At 32.8% G+C, this 25,077-nt stretch carries 24 protein-coding genes; 4 read left to right on the forward strand and 20 right to left on the reverse strand.

Annotation, left to right across the window (positions count from 1 at the left end; all coding sequences use genetic code 11):
* Positions 1–158: 158 nt before the first annotated feature.
* The 14 genes from ACSUE0_RS08405 to ACSUE0_RS08470 form a co-directional block, all read right to left on the reverse strand.
* Positions 159–1,043, reverse strand: a complete 885-nt coding sequence (locus ACSUE0_RS08405; protein WP_436956952.1) for an ABC transporter substrate-binding protein — start codon at positions 1,041–1,043, stop codon at positions 159–161.
* Positions 1,044–1,276: 233 nt separating this feature from the next.
* Complete coding sequence (locus ACSUE0_RS08410; protein ID WP_119613710.1) at positions 1,277–1,870, reverse strand: endonuclease III domain-containing protein; 594 nt, start codon at positions 1,868–1,870, stop codon at positions 1,277–1,279.
* A 189-nt stretch (positions 1,871–2,059) separates the two neighbouring features.
* Entirely contained in the window at positions 2,060–3,727 is a 1,668-nt protein-coding gene (argS, locus tag ACSUE0_RS08415; protein ID WP_119613708.1) for an arginine--tRNA ligase, read from the reverse strand.
* Positions 3,728–4,141, reverse strand: a complete 414-nt coding sequence (locus ACSUE0_RS08420) for a DUF1934 domain-containing protein (RefSeq protein ID WP_029377813.1) — start codon at positions 4,139–4,141, stop codon at positions 3,728–3,730.
* Positions 4,142–4,448: 307 nt separating this feature from the next.
* Complete coding sequence (locus tag ACSUE0_RS08425) at positions 4,449–4,961, reverse strand: YwhD family protein (protein ID WP_119613707.1); 513 nt, start codon at positions 4,959–4,961, stop codon at positions 4,449–4,451.
* 250 nt (positions 4,962–5,211) lie between these two features.
* The gene (locus tag ACSUE0_RS08430) at positions 5,212–6,516 is read right to left on the reverse strand and encodes an HD domain-containing protein (protein WP_182475144.1); all 1,305 of its coding nucleotides are present in this window, start codon (positions 6,514–6,516) and stop codon (positions 5,212–5,214) included.
* Positions 6,517–6,544: 28 nt separating this feature from the next.
* Positions 6,545–7,024, reverse strand: a complete 480-nt coding sequence (locus ACSUE0_RS08435) for an N-acetyltransferase family protein (RefSeq protein ID WP_436956955.1) — start codon at positions 7,022–7,024, stop codon at positions 6,545–6,547.
* A gap of 192 nt (positions 7,025–7,216) precedes the next feature.
* Positions 7,217–7,759 (reverse strand): flavodoxin family protein, encoded by a 543-nt coding sequence (locus tag ACSUE0_RS08440; RefSeq protein ID WP_119613704.1) that lies wholly within the window; start codon positions 7,757–7,759, stop codon positions 7,217–7,219.
* Between the two features lie 262 nt (positions 7,760–8,021).
* Entirely contained in the window at positions 8,022–8,957 is a 936-nt protein-coding gene (locus ACSUE0_RS08445; RefSeq protein ID WP_436956957.1) for an aldo/keto reductase, read from the reverse strand.
* A 417-nt stretch (positions 8,958–9,374) separates the two neighbouring features.
* A complete protein-coding gene (locus ACSUE0_RS08450) occupies positions 9,375–9,716 on the reverse strand; it encodes a DUF1450 domain-containing protein (RefSeq protein ID WP_119613702.1) in 342 nt (113 codons plus the stop codon).
* A 389-nt stretch (positions 9,717–10,105) separates the two neighbouring features.
* Positions 10,106–11,074 (reverse strand): sugar phosphate isomerase/epimerase family protein, encoded by a 969-nt coding sequence (locus ACSUE0_RS08455; protein WP_017722659.1) that lies wholly within the window; start codon positions 11,072–11,074, stop codon positions 10,106–10,108.
* A gap of 25 nt (positions 11,075–11,099) precedes the next feature.
* A complete protein-coding gene (locus tag ACSUE0_RS08460) occupies positions 11,100–12,140 on the reverse strand; it encodes a Gfo/Idh/MocA family protein (RefSeq protein ID WP_119613701.1) in 1,041 nt (346 codons plus the stop codon).
* A gap of 19 nt (positions 12,141–12,159) precedes the next feature.
* Positions 12,160–12,876 (reverse strand): ThuA domain-containing protein, encoded by a 717-nt coding sequence (locus ACSUE0_RS08465; RefSeq protein WP_119613700.1) that lies wholly within the window; start codon positions 12,874–12,876, stop codon positions 12,160–12,162.
* Between the two features lie 18 nt (positions 12,877–12,894).
* A complete protein-coding gene (locus ACSUE0_RS08470) occupies positions 12,895–13,977 on the reverse strand; it encodes a Gfo/Idh/MocA family protein (RefSeq protein WP_436956960.1) in 1,083 nt (360 codons plus the stop codon).
* A 221-nt stretch (positions 13,978–14,198) separates the two neighbouring features.
* Here ACSUE0_RS08470 and ACSUE0_RS08475 point away from each other — a divergent pair, with 221 nt between their 5' ends.
* Positions 14,199–14,948 (forward strand): MurR/RpiR family transcriptional regulator, encoded by a 750-nt coding sequence (locus tag ACSUE0_RS08475; protein ID WP_119613698.1) that lies wholly within the window; start codon positions 14,199–14,201, stop codon positions 14,946–14,948.
* Between the two features lie 150 nt (positions 14,949–15,098).
* On the opposite strand, the gene ACSUE0_RS08480 is transcribed toward ACSUE0_RS08475, so the two are convergent.
* From ACSUE0_RS08480 to pta, 6 genes are all read right to left on the reverse strand, one after another.
* Positions 15,099–16,709 (reverse strand): alpha-glucoside-specific PTS transporter subunit IIBC, encoded by a 1,611-nt coding sequence (locus ACSUE0_RS08480; RefSeq protein ID WP_119613697.1) that lies wholly within the window; start codon positions 16,707–16,709, stop codon positions 15,099–15,101.
* A 272-nt stretch (positions 16,710–16,981) separates the two neighbouring features.
* Positions 16,982–18,058, reverse strand: a complete 1,077-nt coding sequence (locus ACSUE0_RS08485; RefSeq protein ID WP_017722665.1) for a phosphomevalonate kinase — start codon at positions 18,056–18,058, stop codon at positions 16,982–16,984.
* A gap of 12 nt (positions 18,059–18,070) precedes the next feature.
* Positions 18,071–19,054: a diphosphomevalonate decarboxylase gene (gene mvaD / locus ACSUE0_RS08490; RefSeq protein WP_107551199.1), complete on the reverse strand. Its 984-nt coding sequence runs from the start codon at positions 19,052–19,054 to the stop codon at positions 18,071–18,073.
* A gap of 5 nt (positions 19,055–19,059) precedes the next feature.
* Positions 19,060–19,983, reverse strand: a complete 924-nt coding sequence (mvk, locus tag ACSUE0_RS08495; protein ID WP_119613695.1) for a mevalonate kinase — start codon at positions 19,981–19,983, stop codon at positions 19,060–19,062.
* Positions 19,984–20,592: 609 nt separating this feature from the next.
* Complete coding sequence (locus ACSUE0_RS08500; RefSeq protein ID WP_119613694.1) at positions 20,593–21,429, reverse strand: lipoate--protein ligase family protein; 837 nt, start codon at positions 21,427–21,429, stop codon at positions 20,593–20,595.
* Positions 21,429–22,415 carry a phosphate acetyltransferase gene (gene pta, locus ACSUE0_RS08505; protein WP_436956964.1) on the reverse strand — a complete coding sequence of 329 codons (987 nt, stop codon included), beginning with the start codon at positions 22,413–22,415 and terminating at the stop codon, positions 21,429–21,431. Before pta ends, ACSUE0_RS08500 begins: the two co-directional genes overlap by 1 nt.
* A gap of 172 nt (positions 22,416–22,587) precedes the next feature.
* Here pta and hemQ point away from each other — a divergent pair, with 172 nt between their 5' ends.
* The 3 genes from hemQ (at position 22,588) to ACSUE0_RS08520 (ending at position 25,051) form a co-directional block, all read left to right on the forward strand.
* The gene (gene hemQ, locus ACSUE0_RS08510; RefSeq protein WP_436956966.1) at positions 22,588–23,337 is read left to right on the forward strand and encodes a hydrogen peroxide-dependent heme synthase; all 750 of its coding nucleotides are present in this window, start codon (positions 22,588–22,590) and stop codon (positions 23,335–23,337) included.
* Between the two features lie 479 nt (positions 23,338–23,816).
* Positions 23,817–24,587 (forward strand): threonine/serine exporter family protein, encoded by a 771-nt coding sequence (locus tag ACSUE0_RS08515; RefSeq protein ID WP_430459417.1) that lies wholly within the window; start codon positions 23,817–23,819, stop codon positions 24,585–24,587.
* Positions 24,588–24,598: 11 nt separating this feature from the next.
* Complete coding sequence (locus tag ACSUE0_RS08520; RefSeq protein ID WP_047172793.1) at positions 24,599–25,051, forward strand: threonine/serine exporter family protein; 453 nt, start codon at positions 24,599–24,601, stop codon at positions 25,049–25,051.
* Positions 25,052–25,077 lie beyond the last annotated feature (26 nt).

Raw genomic sequence — 25,077 nt, forward strand, 5'->3', positions numbered from 1 at the left:
CATAAATCTAAACTTTTGCTTAGATTTATGTTCCGTCTCTCACAACTTATGACTAACTCAAATGTTTTACATTTCAACAAGGAAATATGTAATACTCACTAGGAGTTATACTTAATACTCCCTATGATAATTACATCCTATTATGAATTCCTCGTATTTTATTGTTTATAAATAGCATCTCTCAACGCTTTTAATCCGTCATCAATTCTAGGTCCTGGACGTGAAATTTGATCTCCATTTATAGCTTTAATATTATTGTTTTTTACCGCATTAATTTCATTAAAACCACCACGTTGGTTAATAACTTTCTCATATTCCGATTTTGAAATACCCATCGTTGATATCAAAATATCAGGATTCTTCTTAATGATATCTTCTTTACTAACTTTTTGCCATCCTGTTAAGTTAGAAAAACTGTTATCTACGTTTAATTTATTTAGCATATCATCAAAAAAAGTTTCTTTACCTGCAGTATATATTTCTGGCTCAGATGATACCTCCATAAATACTTTTTGGGTTTTAGCATTTTCAGGAATAGAGTCTTTAACTTCTTTAATATTTGCTTTTGTTTCTTTTATAAGTGCCTTAGCTTCTTTATTCTTACCTGTTACTTCCCCTATTTGATGAAATGTTTTATACATTTCATCAATGGATTGAGCATCTTTGACATATACAACTTTCACGCCATTTTCCTTTAGTGAATTAAGTACTTTACCACTCGTAGACTTTTGAGATTCATGCGCTAAAATCAAATCAGGTTTAGCCTTCAACAATGCTTCTTTATTTAACTTCATCGCATCAAATTGTTTTTTATCTTTTACTTCTTTCGGATAATCATCTACAGTTGAAACACCAACCACACTGTCGCCTAAACCTAATTCATATAAAATTTCAGTGTTACTTGGTATCAACGATACAATTCGTTTATAATTATGATTTTCTGACTGCTCATTTTTTTCTGATTGATTAGAATTTGTACTACATGCTACTAAAAGCATAGACATAACAATAAAAAGACATACTATTTTAAATTGCTTTTTCATTTCTTTAACTCCTATTATCATTTTTCTTTTATCATACCAAATTCCAATACATTTTTAATTATTTTTTAAAGTATTTCGTTGCAAATTCAGACAGATATTGACATAATTCCATGAAGGTAGTGAACAGTTTTCCCAGTGCTTCTAATAAAGTTTATGACGTTATGTCAACGTAATTGACATAACTTGAGCAAATTATAATTTTCATATACAAATTTTTTCAAATCAAATTAAAGTCATCGTACGAAATGTTTTTCTAAAAAATCAACTTTGTTTGTTCCGCCACCGTTAAAGTATGCTTTACCAAAATTATCTAATAATGCATGAAATTCATTTGCATCTTGGGTCGTAAAGTTATCTGGTAGTATGACATGTTTTTTAAGCTTTTCGTAACTCGCAGTATGATCATAACCCAATTTATAATATATTCTTCGCGTATAACTGTCCGGTATAAATTCAACACCACCAAATATATAGACAAGTAAAACATCTGCAGTCTCACTACCAACACCTTTTATACTTAGCAATTCTTTACGAAGATTTTCTTGAAAACATTTGTTAATGGCTTCATAATCAAAATCAAATTGCTCTAACCAGCTCAATAAAGCATGAATCGTTTGTGCTTTACTCTTGTAAAATCCACTAGATTTTATAACCTTTTGTAGAACATCAATTTCTAAATTTAGTATTTGTTGTGGTTCTAATGAAGTATTAAGTTTAAGAGATTCAATGGCATAAGCAGCGTTTCTCCAATTCGTATTTTGAACTAAAATTGCTCCTAACATTATTTCAACCTTTGTATCAGCAGGCCACCAGCCTTGTGGACCCATGTGATTATATAATTCATGATATAACGTTTTGGTGTCTAAATTCACTTGAACATTCCCCTAATTATTTTTGACTTTCTTGAAGTTTTAACACAATAAAGAGAGCTAGCACGATTTATTATTTTTTAAGTAAGGTAACATCAGTCTACTCAAAAACAACAAATTTCATACTAGCTCTCTTTTATTTACTCACTACATTGATTCTGGTGCAGTCACACCAACTAAATCAAGTGCATTGTGCAATGTAATTCTCACTGCATCTACTAACGCAATAAGGGCTTTTGTCTTATCTTCGTCATCTGTCAACACTTTTTCAGCATTATAAAACTTATGAAAATGTGAAGCCAAATCTTGAATATAGTTTGTAATTCTATGTGGTGCTCTATTTATAGCAGCACTTTGTATCGTCGTCTCAAATTCAGCAATTTTTTTCAACAAATCAATTGCTTTATCATTTGTAATAAGTGAATAATCTGCGTCTTTAGAAGGTGTAATACCTCTTTCAGCCGCTTGTTTCAATATTGAACAAATACGTGCATGTGCGTATTGCGCATAATATACTGGATTGTCTTGTGATTCTTGTTTAGCAAGTTCCATATCAAAATCAAAGTGTGTATCAGGACTACGCATTGTTAAGAAATAACGTGCAGCGTCTACGCCTACTTCGTCCATAATTTCACGTAACGTGATGGCATTACCTGTCCGTTTACTCATTTTAACTTCTTGTCCATCTTGCATTAAACGCACCATTTGCATAATTTGTATCTCAAGACGTTCACTATCCACACCAAATGTTTCAAGTGAAGCTTTTAAACGATTGATATAACCATGATGGTCAGCGCCAAATAAATTGATTAAAGTATCATTACCACGCTCAATTTTATCAAAGTGATATGCAATATCTGGTAAGAAATAAGTGTAATTACCATCATTTTTGATTAATACTCTGTCCTTATCATCTTTAAAATCTGTAGTACGTAACCATGTAGCACCATCTTTTTCGTAAGTATAACCAAGTTCAGTCATCTTATTAAGTACTTCTGTGATTTCGCCTTTTTCATATAAAGTCGTTTCACTGAACCAACTATCAAAATGAGTATTAAAATCAGCTAAATCTGTTCTTAATTTTTCCATTTCATAATCTACGCCTAATTTTCTAAATGTTTTAATACGAGCTTCTTCATCTAGGTCTTTTAATTCTGGTTGTTTTTCAGCTAAATCTTTACCAATATTAATAATATCTTTTCCATGGTATCCGCCCTCTGGCATTTCAAATGAGTAATCACCAAGCGCTTCAAAATAGCGTGCTTCAATAGAAAGTGCTAAATTTGTAATTTGATTACCCGCATCGTTAATGTAATATTCTCTAGTTACATTATAACCCGCTGCAGTTAAAATATTAGCTAATGTATCACCAACAGCGGCATTACGCGCATGACCGATGTGTAAATCTCCAGTTGGATTTGCTGACACATATTCTAGTAATATGCTTTTACCATTTTTTTCTTCTGTGCTTCCAAATTCAGAGCCTTTATCTATAGCTTCTGAAATGATAGCTGTTAGATAAGCATTATCTAAATAGAAATTAATAAAACCAGGTCCAGCAATTTGTACTTTTTCAACATTAGCTGCAGTTGTATCTAAGTTGTCTACAATTGCTTGGGCAATTTCACGTGGATTACGTTTCGCAATCTTTGTTAAAACCATTGCAATGTTCGTTGAATAATCACCATTTGAAGTATCTTTAGGGATTTCAACTTTAATTTCTGGAATTTCACTTGCGTCTGCGAGTTGTGCTTGCTGTATGCTATGATTGATTTCCTCAATCAATGTTTGTTTCACTTGATCAATTATATTCATTTACGGCGTCTCCTTATAAATAATTTCATATTGGTAAGAACCCATTTTTTCTTCATCTTGAATTAAATCATAATGCACTTTTAACTTACCGCCATCATCTAATACAAAATGTAAAATAGAGTGTGTACGTACAGTCAACGGAATCCGACCACCACTAATTTCGTATAAAGTAATTGTATCTTCACCTTCAACAAAATGAAGATTCATGTTGATATCACCTTTACGAATAATTTTTACACCAGTTTCTTCAATTTTAACTGTCACATTTACAGTCATTTCATTAACTTCTTCTTGATAACGTATAAATTCAGCGTTTCGTTTTTGCCAAGTGCCTCGTGTATTCACATTAAATTTCTCTTTATTGTCAAATTGTTTAACAACTTGTTTAGTTTGGATATTAACATTGTTTTCCAATGTACGTTTCACCCTAATCTTTTAAAATAATACACACCATTATAGCATACTTAATATACGCATTACAGTTGATAAAATGATTTTATCAACTGTAATGTATATCCATACAAAATAAAGAAATTATATAAACAAACTCCTGTCATTAAACACAGATGAAATAAATCATCTTTTTCTAAGTATGATTAAAGTTACTAAACTAGAAATCATCAGGGTAACAATTTCAAGCGAAGCCTTCACTTAACTTATATAGAGAAAGGGAGACAACAATACCTTAGTTTAAGGCTTAGCCATCTCCCAATAACATTAATTATTTACTTTCTAAAGTTTCATGTAATATAGCTGCAGAATTACGCCACATCTCCGCATCATGTGATTCAAGGAATTCTCTTAACACAGCTTTATTTTCTTCACCAATATGGTCAATTTCAATTTGATGTTTCATTGATTTATCCATCATATTAACATGTTCAGGCATACTCTTATACCCTCTACGTATACTTTTGTTCACCAATAAGTAACAAGCTGTAACACCGGCATAGTAAGGACCATTTTCTCCTCTTTCAGTTGTAACCCAACATAGCCAATATGGTTTCGCTTCGTCACCTTCTACTACTTCTTTTTCTTTAATCCATTTAACACCTTTTTCAACGCTCGAACGTGCGTGCATAGCACCTATATCAATAAAAGCTTCTTTATTTTGAATATCTATAAAGACAGGCGCTACGTTGTCTAAACTAATTGAACCTATATTTGTACCCTTATGTCCGTCTAGTGGATCATTTTTGATAATATTGAATTTAAACCCTTTATTTTCAGCCATTATCGCACACCTCCCACATTTTCATTTAATTTATAATAGTTTTTGCGTTTAATCAATTATTGTCTATTAAATATTGAGTTTAACAGTGATGTTTTGTTGTGTTAAGTATAAACGTAAATCATATGTAATCTAGTTGTATGTCTGAAATCTCTTATAAATTTCAATGTCTACAAAATTACTGTGTTGTTACTACTTAACTCTATACTTACTTAATCTACATGTTAATTACATGCTACAATTCCACTTAAAACTAATTTAATTCATCTAAAATGCTATTAATAGCATTCTTTATTTGGTCATCCTCTATTTGAGAAATTAATTCTTTAGGATAATATAATTTATAATCCTCTCTATTAATACCTGTAATACTATGGATAACCAACGATTGACTACTTATTTCCCGAGTCTTACCATTTCTTTTTAGCAGGTGGATAGGTTTTCTATCAGATCCTGGTCTGTCGTAATCATATGGTAAATCTGAAAAAGACTCGCTTACGAAATAATAATTTGGATCAATCCCTGCTTGAATAAATAAATCCGTTAATTCTGTAATCGTTATAATAGATCCATCAAATGGCATGTATTTAAATAAGTCGCGATTAATGAAACGACGAGATAAGTCACTCAGTATAGGGTCATCTTCTTTAACCCAAGCTTTTAAGTAATATAATACAACAGCTTCATCTAAATCAACGTATTGCTCAATTGTCATAGACTCTTCAAAGAAAGGTATGAAGTCAGTCGGATACATTTTAAATGTGTAACCTTCGTTATACAATTGTTTCGCGCGTTTTAAACAGTTGTTTAATAAAACCTCGCCACCTCTACTTACCGGATGAAAGTATATTTGCCAATACATTTGATAGCGGCTCATGATAAAGTTCTCAACGGCGTGCATGCCACTCTCTTTAATGAGGACCTCATCTTTAGAAGGTCTCATCAGTCTTAATATACGTTCCATGTCAAACTGTCCATAAGATACACCTGTAAAATAAGCATCTCGTTGTAAATAATCCATTCTATCTGCGTCAATTTGAGAAGATATCATTGAGATTACTAATTTATTTTTATGTGTTTTATTAATTACATCAGCTACTTGTTGGGGAAAATCCTCTGACACACGTTTTAAAACTTCGTTAACTTCAGTTGGCCCAGTGATTATCGCTTGTGTAAAAGCTTCATGATCTGTATTAAATATTTTTTCAAAACTATGTGAAAAAGGCCCATGCCCTAAATCGTGTAGTAAGGCTGCACATAAGGCTAATGGTCTATCATTGTTATCCCACGCTTCTCGTCCATCAAATGAATCATCGATTATTCTACGCACTATTTCATATACACCAAGTGAATGCCCAAATCTACTATGTTCAGCTGTATGGAATGAGAGATATAGTGTACCTAATTGCTTGATTCTTCTCAAACGTTGGAACTCTTTTGTTTTAATTAAATCCCAAACTACTTGATCTCTGACATGAATGTACCTATGAATGGGGTCTTTAAACACTTTTTCTTCTGGTAATTTTTGTGTAGCATATGTTGTAAAAGTCAATGTCATTCTCCTATCCATATCTATACTGCGTAGCTTATTTTAATGTTTTACGCATTAATGCCAAATCCATTGCTTCTCCATACATTACATGTGTGTAAGAACGGAGTTTTTCGAAGCCTTTTTGCTCATAAAATGACACTGCTTCATCGTTTTTATTATCGACTTCTAAAAAGACTTCGTCATATTTATCCTCAAAATAATTCAATCCTTCAGTTAACAATTTTGAACCATATCCATGGTGTTGCCATGATGGCCTCACATAATGTGCAGATAAAAATAATTCTGTGCCATATATGAACGTTGCAAAACCAATAATCTCATTACCTTCTTCTACGACTAAGAATAATTGATCTTCTAATCGTTTAAGTAAGTGTTGACCATTATATGAAGCGGCCAATAGCTCATTGACTGTTTTAGCTGCGTAAATATTCAAATAAGTGTTATACCAAGCTTTCGTTGCTACATCTCTGATACCCACAACATCTTTGGGTGTTGCTCTTCTTATTTCTTGCATGTCGCTCTCCCCCTATTTAGATAGGTAATAATAGCTACATTATAACATAATATTTGTATTCAAAATACTTTATCTCGCTTGATACAAATAGTTTGTTATAAGCGCATTTTCATTTCAGTTATCTGTTGCTTATGTGATTAAAAAGTCCGAGACACGTAATTATGTCCCGGGCTTAAAATATTTGTTATATATTTACTTATGTTGTAATGTTTGTTGCCACTCTTGGGCACGTGTTAATGCGTATACATCTTTTTCTATGTCTCCAGGTCTTTCTGCCGTGCCTATAATATAGCCCGATAAGCTCGCGCCTAAAAATTCCAAACTATATTTGACTTGTGTGATACAAGGTTTAGCTTTGACTTTAGGGCAATCGCCGCCCACAATAATCAATCTAAAATCTTTTTCTGACATTTTTTCTTTAAAGTCTTTATATCTTGGATCCATCAACGTTTCAGACCAATGATCAATGAACGATTTCATTGATGCTGATAAGCTATACCAATATATTGGTGAAGCAATAATCACGGTATCACTTGCTAACACTTTATCTATAATTGTTTTGTAATCATCTTCGTATGATTCTATAGTGGTATTATCGTGTCTTACGTCTCTCACAGGATTTAATTGATATTCTGTTAAGTCTATCCATTCGTAGTCATACCCAGCTATAGCCATCTTAGTTAAATGCGCAGTATTTCCATCTGGTCGACTGCCCCCGAATAACACTGTAATCATAATAATCTCCTTCTACTACTAATTTAAAAATACATCACATGAAAAGTTATAAATATACAATTCCACAAATGTTCTAAACTTAATTAATAATCCTACACTAAAAAGTCTAGTTTATAAACAGTTTAATGAAAATAGATTAAAAAATTAAATTATTTGCTCAAAATCAGAACTTTTATCTATATTATAAATGCATATTTTTAGAAATAAAGTTATAAATATAAAAATAAGACAAACTAAATTCTAGCTTGTCTTATTTTATTTATTATTTTACAGGAAATAATTCTTCTATTTTATTAATTTCGTCTTCCGTCAATTTCACATCTAATGTCGTTAAATTATCAACTACTTGGTTTGGTCGTTTTGCGCCAGGTATAACAATATCTAAAGAAGGTCTAGTTAAATAGAATGCCAATACAATATGAGCTACATCAACTCTATGATTATCAGCAATACCACGTAATTGATCAACTTTAGCTAAATTCTCTTTATATCTTTCACCTTGAAATTCAGGATTTTTTGCACGAAGATCATCAAACGTTGTATTTTCATTATATTTTCCAGCTAATAAACCAGAAACTAGTGGGAAATATGGAATAAAGGTAATATTATTTTCACTTGTGTAATTAAAAATATGTTCATTTTCTCGGTTTAATAAATTATATTCCATTTGTACAACATCTACGTAGCCATCTTTATTAGCTTCTTTTAGTTGGTCTAGATTAAAATTAGACACACCAATCGCTTTAATTTTACCTTCATCTTTAAGTTTTTTTAAAGCGGCAACCGCTTCATTCTTCGGTGTGCTATCATCTGGAAAATGTATATAGTAAACATCTATATAGTCTAATTGCAGTCGTTTTAAACTTTGTTCAACTTGATCCTTTAAAAACGCAGGGTCATTTGACATTTTCACATTGCCATCATCATCAAAATAATGCGCACCTTTTGTAGCAATAGCATACTCTTGGCGTGTGAATTCTTTTATAGTTTCTCCTATTAATTCTTCAGAACGCTTTGGACCATAGATAAATGCTGTGTCAATTAACGTTATGCCATTTCTAATTGCAGTGCGTACTGTTTCCATACCTCGTTCTTCATCCAAGTCGTTATATAAATTATGTCCGCCAACAGCATTTGCTCCAAAAGCTATTGGATTTACTTTAACATCTGATTTCCCAATTTGTACTTTTTTAGTCAATATTATCCAACTCCTTCACAGAAATTTAAAATTCATTTTATCATTATATTTAATACTTAGATTTATCATTTATAATCAGTTACCTTTTTAATTACTGAGTATTATGGTTCACATTCTTCTTTACCCATTTTCAACAATTTTAATAATGAGAAATATGATGATTTAATCTATTCTAAATTTAGCACGATTTGGTTGTAAAACTAAATAAATTTGCTTATCAAACAACTTAATTTGATATGTAATTAATAATTAAACGTCTCAAATAATGATGATATTCTAACTGTTTTTAGAACTATCTATAAAAAAACACCCTAAAAGCCAGAAGTTTAATTCTAACTTTTAAGGTAATCCTTTTTCTCCATTATTTTCAAATATGTTAAATCCGTTTTGTGTAATTACTTTATAAACTCATGTAACTTATTGCATACTTTTACGTTTTGCTAATTTTTCTTTAAGTTTTCTATCTTGCTCTTCTTTACGACGTTTACGTTCTTCATTTCGTTTTCTCAAACGTTCTTCTTCTTCAGGATCTCTTGGTTTTTGTAATTGTTTTACCACTTTTTCCATGAGCTCATCTTCTGAAAGTGCCGCTAACGGACGATTATTAACAAAAGCAAACGTTTTACGACGGCCTGGGCCACAATATGACTGACAGCCGATTTCAATTTCAGCGTCAGGATCTAATTTAGTCAACTTTTTTTCTAAAGTTTTGCAATTTACAGCTTGGCAATCATCACAAATCAAAAATTTATTTTGCAACTATACCCTCACCTTCCTTATCATTGACTTCCACATATCCAAACAATTTATAATAGCAATAATTTCATCTTATTTAATATTACATATATTTCATGCGACATTTCTATTTCATGTCTCTTTCTATCTACAACTCTAATTATTTTACCCTTTTTAATAAAAATTTCAAGTTCTTAATTTAGCAATTTTTAAGTTTTATTTAAGTGACATAATGGAATAGAAGCCAAACAAGAAGTCAAAATTTAAATTCACTTCGTTATTTGGCAGTATTTTAACAGATATATTATTAATATTTACTTAATTGCCTTATAACTAAAATCATTGTAATGTGGTAGGTCTATAATATGGAATTTCGACGATGGTCTGCTCATTTTAATATTAAATGTTTATCTTTATGTCCACCATAAATCTGGTGCAGGATTCTCAATATTAATTGACTTCAAATTATTCACTGCCTTACTAAATCCTTCTTCAATAGACATGATAGGGTCTTCATGCTCTATACTTACAACATAATCGTAACCATTTATCCTTAGTGCACTAATCATATCTCCCCACACTTGAGTATTGTGACCGTATCCTACTGTCCTAAATGTCCAAGCCCGAGTCTGCACATTGCCATAAGGTTGCATATCTGTCAGACCATACATATTTACATTTTCTTGATCAATGTATGTATCTTTTGCATGAAAATGGTGAATAGCATTTGCTTTCCCTAATATTTTAATCGCTGCAATTGGCTCAATACCTTGCCACCACAAATGACTAGGGTCTAAATTAGCGCCAATATATTCATTGGTTGCTGCTCTTAATTTCAACATGGTATAAGGTGTATGTACTAAAAAACCAGCATGTAATTCTATACCGATTTTCACATCATTTTCTTTAGCATATTCTGCAACTTTTCGCCAATAAGGTATAAGCTTTTCTTCCCATTGCCACTCTAAAATTTTAGTATAGGCTGTTGGCCATGGCGTCACTGGCCAATTCGGATACTTAGCTGTTTCATCTGATCCTGCAACACCAGAAAAAGTGTTAACTACGGGTACATTTAAAAGTGAGGCTAATTTAATTGTTTTAAACAAAGTATCATGTGCTTGCTGGGCTTCTTTTTCATTAGGAGAAATTGGGTTGTTATGGCAACTAAAAGCACTAATTTCCAATCCACGTTGGTGGATACTTTCAATAAAAGCATTACGTTGAAGTTCATCATCTAATAAGTTATCCATTGGACAGAATTGATTCCCAGGGTTACCTCCTGTTCCTATTTCCACCATTTTGACTCCAGCATTTGCTACATAATCTAACATTTCTTCAAATTGTTTATCTTGGAACAATACAGAAAACACACCAATTTTCATAAATAATCCTCCTTTAACATTATAACTAGTTCAATTTAATACTTTGACCAGTTTCACTACTTCGATAAATTGCATCTATGATTTTATTTATTTTTAATGCTTGTTCTGGTTGTATGATAAGTGTTTCATTACCAAGACAACTATTTACAAAGTTCTGAGCTTGTCGTTGTGCCGCTATATCTTCATCATGTTCTGCATATGCTTGTTCAGTAAAATAAGTCCCTAATTTCGGTCGATATATTTCAAATGGATATAAATTTAGACCTCCATCCACTCCAGAGATACTTAAATGTTTTGTGTCTTCTTTTATATTCGCTGACCATGAACACTCAAATTGAAGCGTTGAATTATCATTAAAAGATATATAGCTTGTCACGTGATCATCTACATCAAACTTTTCATGATCAAATGGTCCCCAATCATTCAATTGATTTGGTAATTTGCTAAGACGATTATAAGTTTTACCTAACACCTCATTTGGTTCAATATCATTTAGTAACCAAAGTGACAAATCGAGCATATGACAGCCATAATCTATTAGACTACCTCCGCCCTGCAACGTTTTATTTGTAAATACACCCCATCCAGGGACTTTACGTCTACGTAATGCTTGTACGCGGGTAACTAGAGGATCACCTACTACACCATTATCAATAGCTTTTTTTGCCGTAATCGCTGCATCTGTGAAGCGGTAATGATATCCTATTGCCAACAATTTATCAGCTTGTTTTGCGGCATCCACCATAGCTTCACATTCAGTTAAATTCATGGCCATTGGTTTTTCACAAAATACATTAACTCCTGCTTCTAGAGCAGCAATACTTATTTCCGCATGAAATTTATTTGGTGTACAAATAGCTACTGCATCAACTTGTTCAAACATCGTATGATATGATTCATGGATATTGGCAATGTGGAAATCATTTGCAACATTTTTTGCCAACGCTATATCAACATCTTGAACTGCCACAACATCCACTAGATGATTTAAATTTTGAAAAGCTGGAATGTGTCTGTTACATGCAATACCACCGCATCCAATAATACCCACTTTTAATTTATCCATAAACAGACAACTCCCAACATTATTTTTTTGATATTTCTTCTAATGGTTGTGCGTTTCCATATTGATGTCTTGGCGTATTATTGTTAAATGCCCACTTCACAGCATTCTTAATAACCTTTTGCACATTTACATTGTAATAGGTAGGATAGCTTTCATGGCCCGGTCTAAAATAAAATATTTTCCCGTTACCTCTTTTAAAAGTCGCTCCACTTCTAAAGACTTCTCCACCTTCAAACCAACTGATGAAAACTGTTTCGTCTGGTGACGGTATATCGAAATGTTCTCCGTACATTTCTTCTTTTTCAAGTTCAAAATATGAATCAATTCCTTCAGCGATAGGATGGGTGGGATCAACAACCCAAAGACGTTCTTTTTCATCTGCTTCTCGCCATTTAAGGTCACATGATGTGCCCATTAAACTCTTGAAAATTTTTGAAAAATGTCCTGAATGTAATACTACTAACCCCATACCTTCTAATACTTTTTGTTTCACTTTTTCTACCACTTCTTCATCAACTTCTTCATGTGCTTTATGTCCCCACCAAATAAGTACATCTGTTTGTGCTAACACATCATCTGTTAAACCGTGTTGAGGTTCATCTAATGTTGCTGTAGTCACAATATGATCATCTGTTAAAAATGATGCTATTACATGATGTATACCGTTTGGATAAACAGCCTGTACATCTTCATTTTCTTGTTCATGTCTAAATTCATTCCATATTGTAATATTCATAAAATACCTCCATAAGCTTTATTTATCATTTAAATAAACAGCTTGTCCTGTTTTAGCTGATTCGTATATAGCTTCTAATATCTGAGTTACAACAAATGCTTCTTTGGGTTTAACCACGGGTTCTAAATTGTGAGTAATACTATTTATCCAAGCTCTCGCTTCTTCTTCTGCTTCATCTATCTTTTCACCTTCATAAAAATCAACACCAGCATTTTCTAATTCAATTTCAGAAGTATACAGTGTTTTTAAGTCTTCACCGTGTATACGTAAGCCATTTTTCATGTCAGCGCCACCATCAGTACCTGACAATGAACATTTAGCTTCATCAACGTCTAAAGAATTAAGCGCCCAACTTGATTCTAATATAATTGTGGCCCCGTTCTTCATCTTGATAAATCCAAATGCAGAGTCTTCTACCGTGAATTTATTTGGATCCCAAGAACCCCAAGCATTAGCTGCATTCGCTTGTTTCCCTAATTTATGAAATGTAGAACCCATCACGGATTCAGGTTCATAATTATCCATCATCCATAATGTGAGATCTAATGCATGTGTTCCTATATCAATTAACGGGCCACCTCCCTGTTTCTCTTCATCTAGAAAAACACCCCATGTTGGTACTGCACGTCTTCGAATAGCATGAGCCTTACTAAAATATATATCTCCTAGATCCCCACGTTGCGTTACTTTTCGTAAATATTGACTATCAGAACGAAATCTATTTTGATAACCAATAGTTAACTTTTTATTGTTGTGCACTGCAGCATCAATCATTAATTGTGCTTCTTCAGAAGTTTTAGCCATAGGTTTTTCACACATCACATGCTTGTTTGCATTTAATGCTGCTACAGTAATCTCTTGATGCGTATTATTCGGTGTACAAACATGAATAACTTCAATAGAATTATCTTTTAATAATTCAATGTAATCTTCATACACTGTTGCATTTTTATCACCATAACGCTTTGCCGCTGATTCAGCTTTTGTTTTATCTATATCACAAAAGGCAATCATTGATACCTCAGAAATTTTTGCTAAACTTGGTAAATGTTTACCATTTGCTATACCTCCACAACCAATAACACCAACTTTAACTGTCATCATCTCATCTCCTTAATTTTTGAACTTTTAAAAGAAAACGCTTACAATAAAATGCAAAAAATATTTAATTCTTCTTTCTTACTTTAACTCCTTTAAAATTATAGTAGAATAAAAAAATAAAAACACCAATAAGTTTGACGTATTTAGAAATTATATATTAACATTAGAATATATTTTCAAAATTCGGAAATTTTTCCAATGGATAGGTGGAATCTTTTTATATGGTACTAGATCATCTTATTAATAAACATTTTGAACAACTAACAGAAAATGATTTACATATTATCAATATTATCAGACAAAACATTGATCAAATTTCGAACATGAAAATCCATGATTTAAGTAAACTTACACACACATCTATCTCTACGATTCATAGGTTAGTAAAAAAAATGGGGTTTGAAGGTTATAGTAATTTCAAGTTTTACTTGAAAATGGATACAAATACATCACCTACGCAATTCACGAATGCAGATACAATTGTTGAAGATGTTCAAAGGACTGTTGAACATCTTGAAATGTTTGACTATCAACCACTTAATGAATTAATTGAAGCTGCTCCATTCATCTATATCTTTGGCACAGGTATGGCGCAACAAAACGTAGCTCGTGAAGCTCAAAGACATATGCTATCTATTTCTAAAAGAGCTATTGTTATTAACGATGAAACGGAATTACGTTTAGCTATAAACCAAATGTCCTATGATGATTTACTTTTTGTTATATCATTATCAGGAGAAACTAAAAATTTAATAGAGCCTATTCAACTCATCAAGGCCCGCGAACTACTTTACGTATCAATTACGACTTTGCACGATAACTATATTGCTAAACATGCTGCATTTAATATTTACGTTAATAGTCCACCTATTCAATTTTTTAATAATACGGAATACTACAGTTTCACACCTTATTATGTGGTATTTGATTTTATAGCAAGAACTTATCATAATTATAAAATTAATAGTTAGTTTTCATGTACATCCACGACTGTTTTTATTACTACAAAATTTCAAATAAGTCATTATATACGCTGTATCGATAAAAAGTGGGGCGTTGTTTGAAAACCATCCCATGTTTTACTTTCTACACTGCCCCACTAATTTAAAATATTAACAAGGCTAACTTGATTTGTTTAAAATTTGTTCCACTTCTTCTCTTACTTGTGAGACCGAAAGTCCAACAATAACTTGAACATTTTTACCACTTTTAACAAGACCATGGGCCCCGCCTTCTGCTTTAAAATAATTATCTGCTGCTACCTTTTCAGGATTATTTACAGTCACTCGTAGTCTTGTGGCACAATTAGTAACGTCAACTATATTATCTGCGCCACCTAATCCTTCTATATATACATTTGCTTTCATTTGATATTCACTATAACTATCAGAAAGCGAATCTTGTTTTTTATTTTCACGGTAGTCTTTTTTTGTATATAGTTTAGTATCTTTATTATCATCTTTTTCTCTACCAGGCATTGGAATATCAAACTTCAAAATTATAAACCTAAACAAGTAATAATAAATAAAGATAAAAATAATACCTATTACAAATTGAGCTAAATAGGTTCCCCAATGTGTTCCAAATAAAGGAATCCAATTAGTTGCTGCTATTTCAATAAAACCGCCACCTAAATTTCCAACTAAACCAAATGCATGCATAATTGTAACCATTGTTGCACCTAAAATAGCATGTATCAAGAATAAGAAAGGTGCAATAAATATGAATGTAAATTCTAATGGCTCGGTAATTCCTGCAAAAACAGCAGTCAATGTGGCTGCCAATAATAGTGCACCTACCTCTTTCTTTTTATGAGGTTTAGCTGTGGAATATATCGCCAGCGCTATGCCAATCGAACCAAATATTTTCGTGTTACCTTGTAATAAGAATCCACCACCAGGGAATATATCTTTCAATGATTTAGTTGTCTCAGAATATTCAGTAAGATGTGATATCCAATATGATTTAATACCACCATCTACAACAGCTGGACCATACTCAAATGGTGTATAGATAAAATGGTGTAAACCTGTTGGTATCAATATCCTTTCTAAGAAGTGAAATAACCACACGCCAACATAACTAGATGAAGCAAGAAAGACTTGTAACGATGCTATCCAACCTTGAACAATCGGCCAACCCCAACTTGTTAAAAATGCAATTGGAATCATACAAAAGAATGCAAGCATAACTACAAAGGGTGACCCCTGGAATATACCTAATGATTCAGGCAATTTCTTATCATAATAACGGTTATGTAACCATATTGCGATACCCGAGATAATTAAAGCACCAATAATATTAGTATCTAAGGTTTTAATACCTACTAATTCTGTCAGTCCTGTCGCATCGTCAACATTCTCTTTAAAGTTAACGCCAAAAGCAGGTCCCCACGTCGTTAATATGCCATTAATAAAATAATTAAACATCATATAAGTAACTACAGAAGACATCACTGCATGTCCTGCTGATTTTTTCGCTAATGAAATAGGTAATCCAATTACAAAAATGAGTTCTATATTTTCAAATACAGTCCATCCTCCGTTTTCAATTAATGACCATATTTGAAACCATAAACCATCAGGATTGGCAAGCCCTCCCATAATAGCTTCATTTTTGAAAAGTGTCGCAATTCCAATAATAATACCGAAAAATGGGAACAATAACACAGGTACTATCATCGCTCCACCGAACCTACGTATTGCATTGCCAATGTTTCGTCCAATATTCATAATCATCATCCTTTTTACACAACTTGGAAGCGCTTTCTTAAAATGATGATATGCTTAAATATTTATAAGTTCAATATAATAACGTGATTCTGACATAATGTACCCTTGAATGATTTTATTTCCATCAAAAGGTAAATTTTCCAATCTTTTAATAAAGCAGCAATTATAAATATATCTCCTAAATTACAAATTCTTGATTCTATTTATAAAAAAACAGCACTTTAATCCTCGTATTCGGATTAAAATACTGCATTCACCTTAGTATTCATTATTTATTGACCATGATAAATATTAAATTCAAGTGGTTTCACTTCATTGTCTAACCATTCTTGATAAATTAATTTTTTCTTCACTTTATTATCGATAATTGTAATACCACAATCACCGCCGCCTGCGCCTGATGTTTTAGCTGCACCGCCGTATTTTTCGGCTACAGAGCATAAAACTTTCAAGTGCGCTGTCTCAATATCAATCGTTGCCTCTTTATCCATCGATTGAATGATCTCACGGTTTGTACGAATCATTTGCTGTACGCCTTTAATGTGGTTTGTTTTGAAGGCGTGAATCAGTTTTTCTACACATAAATGTGAGCGTTCTAAGAATTTACCATAAAATGTGGGATCTGATTTTAAGCGTTTAACTTCACTAACAAGATGATGTGATGACGCGGGAGACCCTGTCCAACCAATTAGCACCTCCATGTTTTCAGGAGGCTGTAATGGTTCAATATGTAGGCCAGGCCAGTTTTTATTTAGTACTTCGTTGACAGAAGTATCCTCTATTTGTTGTGAAACCCACTCATGGTCAAATGTACTATACGCTAGCCACCCTGTATAAATACTTACAGCAATATCTCCACATGAACTTAAACTTTGTAACTTCATATTAGCAATCACGGCTAATTTATATATATATAGGTTGGATAAATGTGTCTCATAAAATTCATTTAATACTTTTACTACTGAAACGAGCACAGCTGCACTAGACCCTAACCCATACTTATGACCATTCGCATCGTCTAGATTACTATCTATCGTTAAATTAAAATGTTTCAAACTGATATTGTTACTACGAACATACTGCTCAAACACTTCAATCGCAGTAATGACATACTTTAATTGTTTAGCAGCATGTACATCTGAAACAGCAATTCTATCTTCACGTCTTTGGAAAGTCACAGGTTCATGGTGTAATGTTTTTGAATGTATTGTGCCTTGAGAAACACTAGAATCTTCAATAGTAGCTGTTACAAATCGATCTACTGCAATTAATACAGATTTATATCCAGGTTCAGTAACAGCATATTCACCTGCAATATATAGCTTACCTGGTGCTTTGACTTGAATCATTTTATCTCTTCCTTACTCAATAATTTCAACGCCTGTGCTTATAATATCACTCGCAATGATTTGTGTTTCGTCAAATGATTTATATAAGGCATCCATCACTGCTTGTTGATTTTTCTTTTCAACTAAAATTTTCACATTCGGTCCAGCATCCATTGTAAAGTAGCACGGATAACCCGCTTCTCGACATTGATGTACAATATCCATTACAAGATAACTATCATCTACCATATACGTAAATGGTGGTTGTGCTCCTAAGTTCGTTGCATGCATACGTAAACCATTTGCCTCTATAACTTCACCTAATTGCTTAAAGTCTTTTTGGTTTATCGCATGCTTAACTGCTGTTATATCTTCATCTACATGATCCAACCAATATTGATAAAATCGAGATGTATCACGTGTTAGTGACATACCAGCACGGCTAGATACTTTTTTAGATTTATTATTGATTACTACGAATATCATTGCTAAGTCATTTTCCCAATTGTCTGCTTCAACAGGAAAACTGTATGATGTTTCATCATCATGACCTTTTTCCCATTCTACAAAGCCACCGTAGATACTTCTTGATGCTGATCCAGAACCTCTACGAGCTAACCTAGATAAGGCTTTACCCGTTAATCCAAGATTTAAAGCCTTGTCACACGCAGCTGCTAATGCGGCATACGCACTTGCTGAAGAAGCAAGCCCTGCTGCAGTTGGTACATAATTCTCACTTTCAATATACGCATGCGCAGATGTTCCACCTAATTCTCTGACGATATCCATAAATTTACTTATCTTAACGGCCTCATTTTCTTCAACCACTCCACCATTTAAAATAAGCGTATCTTTGGCATAACTCTCATCAAAAGTAACTTTTGTTTCAGTATAAAAACGGTCTAATGTTACAGAAAGACTATTATTCATTGGAATGATATAAGTTTCGTCAGCCTTCCCCCAATATTTAATCAGTGCAATGTTTGTATGCGCACGTGCTTTACCACTATTGACCAACCTCATTACCCTCCTAAGTATTCAATCCATGTATGATGTGCACCTAAATCTGTTGCACATTTAACGATGTTCTCTGCTATTTCTAAATCAGTAGCTAGTACAATCATACTACCACCTCTACCACCACCAGTTAACTTACCGGCAATAGCACCTTGTTGCTTACTTACTTGTAATATTTCTTCAATCTTCTCATGACTTACAGTTAATGTTCTCAAATTCTCTTGGCATAAATTAAATACAGAGGCTAATTGTTCGAAATCATGGTGTTCAATTGATTCACTTGCATCATGTACAAGTTTACCAATATGCTTTACATTTTGCAGATATTTACGATCTTCCTTACATAAATTATGCACATCTTCTACTGCTTGTTTCGTAGAACCACGAACACCTGTATCGATAACAATCATATAGCCATTTAAATCTAATGGCTTTAAGTTTTGTACTTGTCCTTGTTGAAACCACACAGGCTTATTGGAAACAATAGTTTGTGTATCAATACCGCTTGGTTTACCGTGTGCAATGCGCTCAGCCCAATTCGCTTCCTCAATTAACAGTGCATCAGATAACGGTTTTTTAAGATAATCAAAACTTGCACGCACAAAAGCCACTGCCATAGCAGCACTAGAACCTAATCCTCTAGAAGGTGGTAAGTTGGTATCAATCGATACTTTTATAGGCGTTTTAATTCTATATTTTTCAATAAATCTTGTAATTACTGCTTTTAAATGTTCAGGTGCCTTGCTTAATTCACCTTCAAATACTTCACTTTTGATAAAAGAAACACTTGTTTCCTTCAAAGATTCAATTGTTGCTTTTACTTTACCAGTCGTGAATGGAATTGCAATTGCTGGTTCACCAAATGTTACAGCATGTTCACCAATTAATATTACCTTACCATTCGCTTCCCCGTATCCTTGTTGTGCCATATTTTCAATCACCTTTAGTATTTTCTTTAAATTGTATTTATATGTACTTATTTGTACAGTTCAGGCTTCTATTCATTTACCCATAAAAATGCATTCATCATTTAAATCATATTTCCAAGGAAATCTTCCGTTTTCATTCTATGAAAAAGAAGGCGTATTTAAGTATGCAATTTTTAAATTTAGCTAAAATTTCATTAGCATTAAACATTTTCATTATTTTTGCAAACATCATTTTATATTATCTCACAAATTCTATATAATGCCATACGACTCTGGTCATAGTTTATCAAATTCTATAAACTACACCTTCTTACATTATGATAGAGACCTATAAACAATCATTACAAAAATTAATACCAGATGCTAATTCATGTTCATACTTACTCATTATAAAACGCCTAGGCCATATATTCAAAAACTTACATTGAAAATGCCCAAATTTATTAATTATTAGTTTTTAAACCATACTTTCACTATATTACTTATTTCATTTCTATAATTCAACAGATTTAAAAACCTATTGCTATAAATCTTATTTAATTTAACAAAATAAAAAAAGACTAGTATGTATACTTAATCTTCAAGTACCCATACTAGCCTTACTCTAATCTAATTCATTGTTTGATTGATTTTAGCGTTACGCTCTATCATTTTTTCAAAATAACCTTCATATAATTGCCATTCCTCATCAGTTATTGGCTCCATGTTCAAGCGTCCACCTAAATCTTTGATTGCATACAACAATTGGAACATCACATCTTGGACTGTTATCTTCTTATTTAATAGCGTTTCTAAAGACGCCATACAAGATGGTTCAATATTTGGATAAGTGAATTTGGTTTCGTCACTTTTTAACGCACGTTCATAAAAGGATTGCATCATCTCAGCTCTTTCACTGCCATCACCTTCTACACAAAGGTAAACTTGAACTGCAATACCACCACGAACGCGTCTTTGCGAAATACCAGCAAACTTTTTACCATTAATGCTCAAGTCAAATTTACCTGGACAGTATGACCTTTCGATTTCATGTGTCGCTATTTCAACATCTTCATCTTCAAACATTTTAGCAATTAATAAATACATTACTGAAAAAGCTTCATCAATCGTTATGTCATGTTTCCCTTTAAAAATCAATGATATGTTCAGCACGCCTTGATCTAAGACCACACCTAGTCCGCCCGAGTTTCTAACAATAGCATTATAACCACGCTCTTCAGTAAGATAACGTATACCATCTTGCAAATAAGGTAACCTTGAATCATGAATACCTAATATTACAGTATGTTGATGTACCCATGTGCGAACAACACTACATGATAAATCTTTCCCCACACTTTCAGAAAAAGTATCATCAAATGCAAATGACTGCATAGGCGCTAAACCCGAAGAATGATCTATATAACGCCAATCTGCGGTATTAAAATATTTACTTGCTAAATCCATTATTGTAATGATTGTGCAGCAGTAATGATTGATAGATTATATACGTCTTCTATAGAACAGCCACGTGATAAATCATTTACTGGTGAGTTAAGACCTTGTAATACTGGACCAACCGCATCAAAGCCACCAAGACGTTGAGCAATTTTATAACCGATATTTCCAGCTTCTAAACTTGGAAATACGAATACATTTGCATCGCCTTGAATTTTAGCGTCTGGCGCTTTTTTCTTCGCAACTTCTGGTACAATTGCTGCGTCAAATTGGAATTCACCATCTACAACGACGTCTTCAATATTATCAGCTTTAATTTTCTCTTGAGCTATGTCTACAGCGTTTGAGACTTTTTCAACATCATCTGATTTAGCAGATCCTTTTGTTGAGAAACTTAACATTGCCACGCGTGGTGACATACCGAAACTTTTAGCAGACTTAGCACTTTCAACTGCAATTTCAGCTAAATCTTGTGCTTCAAGTGTAGGGTTAATTGCACAATCGCCAAAAATGTATTGCTGATCGTCTTTAATCATAAAGAAGATACCTGAAGTTTTAGAGACACCAGGCTTTGTTTTGATAATTTGTAACGCTGGACGCACAGTATCTCCAGTAGAATGAGCCGCACCACTAACAAGACCTTCTGCTTTACCAGTATAAACAAGCATTGTGCCGAAGTAGTTAACATTTTTCAACATTTCTTGTGCTTGTTCTTCTGTTGCTTTACCTTTACGACGTTCAACAAAAGCAGTTACTAATTCTTGTTTTAATTCACTTGTTTCTGGATCAATAATTTCTAAATTCTTAATATCTAAGCCTTTGTCATTAGCTAAGGCTTTAATATTTGCTTCGTTACCTAATACTACAGGTGTCACATAGTCTGTCCCTTGTAATTGTGTTGCCGCTGTTAGTACTCGTTCGTCTTCCCCTTCAGGTAAGACTATTTTCACGTTTTTTCCTGAAAGTTTTTCTTGTAATACATCTAATAAAGACATAAGGGCCTCCTCAAAATTTCAATTCTTTTTATTTTACGAATACCATTATACGTTATTTTTTCTTAGAATTCCATGTCACCAATTTGTAATCATTTACTTATGTTTTAATACTCCCTTTATGGTAAAATTTTGTAGTGAAGACATAAAAATTTTCATAAAAGGAGAGATTTAAATGCCACAAGCACCAGAAACACTAGATGGATGGTACAGTTTACATTTATTATATGCGATTGATTGGTCAAGCCTACGTTTAGTGCCGAATGAAGAACGTCAAAATCTCGTAGAAGAGTTACAATCATTTTTAAATAAACATGAATCAGCACGCATAAACAATACTGGTGACCATGCATTTTACAATATAACAGGTCAAAAAGCAGATATTCTTTTATGGGCATTACGACCAGAAATGAAAGACTTAAACGCCTTTGAAAATGAATTCAATAAATTAAGAATCACTGATTTCTTAATCCCAACATATTCATATGTTTCAATCATAGAATTAGGAAATTATCTTGCTGGAAAATCTGATGAAGATCCTTATGAAAACCCTCATATTAAACCAAGATTATTCCCTGAATTACCACATTCTGAATATATCTGTTTCTATCCAATGGATAAACGTCGTAATGAAACTTATAACTGGTACATGCTCCCACTTGAAGAACGTCAAAAACTTATGTATGCACACGGCAAAATCGGTCGTCAATACGCTGGAAAAATCAAACAATTTATTACAGGCTCAATGGGATTCGATGACTTTGAATGGGGAGTAACATTATTTGCAGATGATCCATTACAATTCAAAAAAATCGTCTCTGAGATGAGATTTGATGAAACAACAGCACGCTATGGTGACTTCGGTAGTTTCTATGTAGGCCACATTGTTAATAAAGAAAATTTACAAGATCTTTTTTCATTATAAATATATGAAGAAAGAAAAACAGAATGAGAAGTAGTTTACATTAGTGCTACTAACTCATTAAAAAATTTCACATTATGATTAAAAAAGATCTCGTCACTAGATTAACTAATGACGAGGTCTTTTAATTTTGAGACAAGGGTCACACCCTTATACTCATTTTATTGTAGTGTGTTTGGGAGAACTTTAGCCACTACTTAATTTAAATATTAACTGTTTATATTGTCGCTACTCAATATATGTCTGTAACAGTTAACTAATACTATTTTAACCTATTTGAAATATTTGAAACATAAATGTATCAGAACAATTGTACGAAATACATTAATTCCCTTATATAATAAGTGCAAAGCGATTCTTATAACAAAATGTAATAATAAAGTGTTACAATAAAAAATATTAATTCAATAACTTATTCCCACTCTATGAGAATGATTCAATAGTGTTGGTTAAATACATTTTTATTTGGTGATTAAATGACAATTTATAATCAAGCAATCGAGAGTTATGATGAAAAAATGGCAAAAGATGTTATTATGCTTGCTGGAAGAATTCTATTAGAATCAGGTGCAGAAGGTTCACGCGTAGAAGATACGATGACAAGGATGGCTTTTACTTTAGGCTATAAAGAGAGCAATAGTTTTGTTACAAATACTGTCATCAATTTTATGCTACATAATGAATCTTATCCAAGGATTTTCCGGATTAAAACACGAGACACGAACCTACTTCGCATTTCACGAACAAATGGCGTTTCTAGAAGACTGTCACTGGGTGATATTTCTTTAGAAGACGCATTTCAAGAATTACAAAAAATATACAATGAACAAAGCATCCAAAACCATTATCTTTTTTACAAATTTATAGCTGCCGCAATCATTTCAGTTAGCTTTTTATACTTACAAGGTGGTTATTTAATAGATGTTTTTACCGCATTAGTAGCTGGGGCTTTAGGCTATATCGTAGTAGAATTATTGCATCAAAAATTACATGCTCAATTTATTCCTGAATTTATGGGAGCGTTAGTAATTGGCTTAACAACAATTATAGGACATCACCTCATTCCAGGTGGTTCAGTCGCCACTATTATAATTGCTGCAGTCATGCCGATCGTACCAGGTGTGTTAATCACAAATGCCATTCAAGATTTGTTCGGTGGACATATGTTGATGTTTACCACTAAATCATTAGAAGCGCTCGTCACTGCTTTTGGTATCGGGGCTGGCGTTAGCACAATACTAATTATTTTTTAGGAGTTATGTCTATGTTTTGGATATTAAATTTTATATTTAGCTATACTGCTTCCCTCTTTTTCGGTGTAATATTTGATGTTCCTAAACGTCTATATAACATTGTCGGACTTGTTGGAGCTTGTGGTTGGATGGTTTATATTTTATTTTATGATGGATTTTCTACGCACACGATCTATTCTAGTTTCTTTGGAAGTCTAGCTTTAGGTTGTTTAAGTCATATTATGGCTCGTGTTAAAAAAGAACCTGTTATCATCTTTATGATTCCAGGAATAATTCCATTAGTTCCTGGCGGACTAGCCTTTGATGCAACTAAGAATCTAGTACTGTTAGAGTTTAGTAAAGCTATAAATACAATGTTAGAAGTCACACTTATAGCTGGTGCAATAGCCTTAGGATTGCTCTTCGCTGACCAAATAGCCAAACTCATTGTTTCCGGAACAAAAATACGTAAAAAACGCGTATGATCATTATATTTACTGCAATAAACACA

It is taken from the genome of Staphylococcus sp. AS1337, assembly GCF_051408735.1.
Classification (GTDB): domain Bacteria; phylum Bacillota; class Bacilli; order Staphylococcales; family Staphylococcaceae; genus Staphylococcus; species Staphylococcus xylosus_B.

Coding starts and splice junctions, on each gene's coding strand:
- ACSUE0_RS08480 (WP_119613697.1), bottom strand. CDS start 16,709: ATGAATATTGGACGAAACATTGGCAATGCAATACGTAGGTTCGGTGGA.
- ACSUE0_RS08485 (WP_017722665.1), bottom strand. CDS start 18,058: ATGATTCAAGTCAAAGCACCAGGTAAGCTATATATTGCAGGTGAATAT.
- ACSUE0_RS08520 (WP_047172793.1), top strand. CDS start 24,599: ATGTTTTGGATATTAAATTTTATATTTAGCTATACTGCTTCCCTCTTT.
- ACSUE0_RS08460 (WP_119613701.1), bottom strand. CDS start 12,140: ATGGATAAATTAAAAGTGGGTATTATTGGATGCGGTGGTATTGCATGT.
- hemQ (WP_436956966.1), top strand. CDS start 22,588: ATGCCACAAGCACCAGAAACACTAGATGGATGGTACAGTTTACATTTA.
- ACSUE0_RS08500 (WP_119613694.1), bottom strand. CDS start 21,429: ATGGATTTAGCAAGTAAATATTTTAATACCGCAGATTGGCGTTATATA.
- mvk (WP_119613695.1), bottom strand. CDS start 19,983: ATGGCACAACAAGGATACGGGGAAGCGAATGGTAAGGTAATATTAATT.
- ACSUE0_RS08475 (WP_119613698.1), top strand. CDS start 14,199: ATGGTACTAGATCATCTTATTAATAAACATTTTGAACAACTAACAGAA.
- ACSUE0_RS08440 (WP_119613704.1), bottom strand. CDS start 7,759: ATGATTACAGTGTTATTCGGGGGCAGTCGACCAGATGGAAATACTGCG.
- ACSUE0_RS08425 (WP_119613707.1), bottom strand. CDS start 4,961: ATGGCTGAAAATAAAGGGTTTAAATTCAATATTATCAAAAATGATCCA.
- ACSUE0_RS08465 (WP_119613700.1), bottom strand. CDS start 12,876: ATGAATATTACAATATGGAATGAATTTAGACATGAACAAGAAAATGAA.
- pta (WP_436956964.1), bottom strand. CDS start 22,415: ATGTCTTTATTAGATGTATTACAAGAAAAACTTTCAGGAAAAAACGTG.
- ACSUE0_RS08455 (WP_017722659.1), bottom strand. CDS start 11,074: ATGAAAATTGGTGTGTTTTCTGTATTGTTCCAAGATAAACAATTTGAA.
- ACSUE0_RS08435 (WP_436956955.1), bottom strand. CDS start 7,024: ATGCAAGAAATAAGAAGAGCAACACCCAAAGATGTTGTGGGTATCAGA.
- ACSUE0_RS08430 (WP_182475144.1), bottom strand. CDS start 6,516: ATGACATTGACTTTTACAACATATGCTACACAAAAATTACCAGAAGAA.
- ACSUE0_RS08410 (WP_119613710.1), bottom strand. CDS start 1,870: ATGGGTCCACAAGGCTGGTGGCCTGCTGATACAAAGGTTGAAATAATG.
- argS (WP_119613708.1), bottom strand. CDS start 3,727: ATGAATATAATTGATCAAGTGAAACAAACATTGATTGAGGAAATCAAT.
- ACSUE0_RS08405 (WP_436956952.1), bottom strand. CDS start 1,043: ATGAAAAAGCAATTTAAAATAGTATGTCTTTTTATTGTTATGTCTATG.
- ACSUE0_RS08470 (WP_436956960.1), bottom strand. CDS start 13,977: ATGACAGTTAAAGTTGGTGTTATTGGTTGTGGAGGTATAGCAAATGGT.